The 2,116-nt window shown below is 71.7% G+C and carries 1 protein-coding gene, 2 tRNA genes and 1 pseudogene; 2 read left to right on the top strand and 2 right to left on the bottom strand.

Annotated elements, in window-relative coordinates:
• A pseudogene (locus FV222_RS24080) lies at positions 1–696 on the top strand (UV damage endonuclease UvsE); the annotation flags it as partial.
• 131 nt (positions 697–827) lie between these two features.
• Positions 828–1,142: a hypothetical protein gene (locus FV222_RS24075; RefSeq protein WP_147754176.1), complete on the top strand. Its 315-nt coding sequence runs from the start codon at positions 828–830 to the stop codon at positions 1,140–1,142.
• A gap of 266 nt (positions 1,143–1,408) precedes the next feature.
• Here FV222_RS24075 and FV222_RS24070 read toward each other — a convergent pair.
• Positions 1,409–1,484 (bottom strand) — tRNA-Asn (locus tag FV222_RS24070).
• A gap of 264 nt (positions 1,485–1,748) precedes the next feature.
• Positions 1,749–1,822, bottom strand: a tRNA-Cys gene (locus FV222_RS24065).
• Positions 1,823–2,116: the final 294 nt, after the last annotated feature.

The following is a 2,116-nucleotide window of genomic DNA, read 5'->3' as shown; positions in this document are numbered from 1 at the left end:
CGCGCAGGCAGCGTGCGCCTCAGCTTCCATCCCGGCCCGTTCTGCGTGATCGCCTCGCGCAACCCGGCGGCGTCCGAGAACGGCATCGCCGAGTTCGAGTACCACGCCGAGCTGATGGCGCTGCTGGGCTACGGCGACGGCTGGCACCCGCACGGCGCGCACATCAACATCCATGTCGGCGCACGCGATCCCGGCACCGAGGGCTTCCGCGCCGCGCTGCCGCGCCTGTCGCAGACGGCGCGCGACCTCATCACCGTCGAGAACGACGAGAACGCCTTCGGGCTCGATGCGGTGCTGGCGCTCGCCGACAGCGTGCCGGTGGTGCTCGACCTGCATCATCACTGGGTCGAGAGCCGGGGCGAGTACATCGCGCCGGAGGACCCGCGCGTCGCGCGGGTGCGCGAGTCCTGGCGCGGGGTGCGGCCGGTGGCGCATGTCAGCGTCTCGCGCGAGACGGTGCTGCCGGAGCACGATCCCGACGCGCTGCCCGACTTCGTGGTGCTCAACGAGGCCGGCCATTCCTGGCGCGACCTCGCCGCCCATTCCGACATGATGTGGAACCGCGCCCTCAACGCCCTGGTCGCGCGCCACCTGGCGTGGGCCGATTTCGAGATCGAGGCGAAGTCCAAGAACCTCGCCTCCGACGCCCTGTCGGTGGAACTCCGCCGCGAAGGCGCCGCCGCATTCCCTTCCTAGGCCCGCTGGCGTACCGATCGGGGGCGGCGAAGTCGGGCGCGGCAGCCGGCCCCCCAAAGGCCGTACGTCGCGTTCCCGACGCGCATGTTCGAGACGATGCCCGCGCCGAAGGCGGGCCGACGGGATGCGAGATGCGGGATCTAAGTCCGGAGGACGCGCAGGCCGTCGACAGGTTGGCGTTCCACCTGCTGCGGGAGGCCTATTGCGACCTCGCCGGCGTGATGATGCGCGCGAACGCCGAGGCCGCCCGCACCGTGCTCGGCACCATCGAGCAGCGCCTCACCGACACCCTCGGCCGCTTCCACTCCGAGACGGCGGAGGGCGCCGCCTCGACGGCCATCGTGATCGCGGTCGGCGACAGGATCGGCGACGTGATGGACGAGGCCCAGAACCGGACCGGCGCCGGCGCCTCCGCCCTGAGGCGGGCGGCCGACCCACGAAGCTGAGGACGCGCGGATGTGGAAGCGTGGTCGCGTCCGACGCGGCGGCTACGCCGACGGTCCGATCCATCGCGACGACGCGATCACAAGAAAGCCCGGCGCGGATGTCTCCGGCCGGGCCAAGGTGATCTCGGGTCTCCTGCCTGAACCGATCAGGACCGGCCGTCATCCACCAGATGGGGGATCGCTGGCGCGCCAGCGCAGCAACGCCCGGCCGCCGTAGGGCAGCGCAAGGCGGCGAGATCGATCAGGGGAAGGACTTGAAAGGGTGATGGCTCCCCGAGCAGGACTCGAACCTGCGACAAGGCGATTAACAGTCGCCTGCTCTACCAACTGAGCTATCGGGGATCACGGGGGGTGCTCTACACAGCGCCGTTGCGGGGCGCAAGGGCCTCGGGCGGATGTTTCGCATTTCGCGGGCGGCGCGCAGGGCGGCTCGGGGGAACCCACGGCGGCGGCGTTGCGCCCGGGCCACACGGGTCCGTGCCGGGGAGGGCGCCAGACCGCGGAACGCGGGCGGACAGCCGCTCGCGGCGCGCGAGACGCATGGCGCAGGCGGTGGATCGCGAAGGGAAGGATCGATCGGGAAACGACGGTCGCGGGGACGTGCGATGGAGGCCTCGCCCGGAATCGAACCGGGGTGCAAGGATTTGCAGTCCTCTGCGTAACCACTCCGCCACGAGGCCTCGTCGCTCCGGCGCCGCCGTCGAAACGGGGCGCCCGCAAGATCCCGTGCCGGGCGGCCGGCGCGGGGTGAGGGGTCTCTAGCAGACGAGGCGGGCGCTGAGCAACGCCCGCGAGGCGGTATCTCAGGGCAATCGCTCGAAAGCCCTGGCCTTGGTTTCTGACGCCCTCGATCGCTGGCGATCGACAGCTCGCGAACCTCAGGCCTGCCACACCCGCGGCAGCGGGACGCCGCGGTAGCGCACGAGCAGGCGGGCGGCGAGGGCGCGCAGCGGCCCGAGGTCGGCGGCGAGCAG

This window comes from Methylobacterium sp. WL103, assembly GCF_008039885.1.
Lineage (GTDB): Bacteria > Pseudomonadota > Alphaproteobacteria > Rhizobiales > Beijerinckiaceae > Methylobacterium > Methylobacterium cerastii.
Note: the sequence above shows the minus strand (reverse complement) of the source record. Positions and strands in the feature narration are given on the sequence as shown.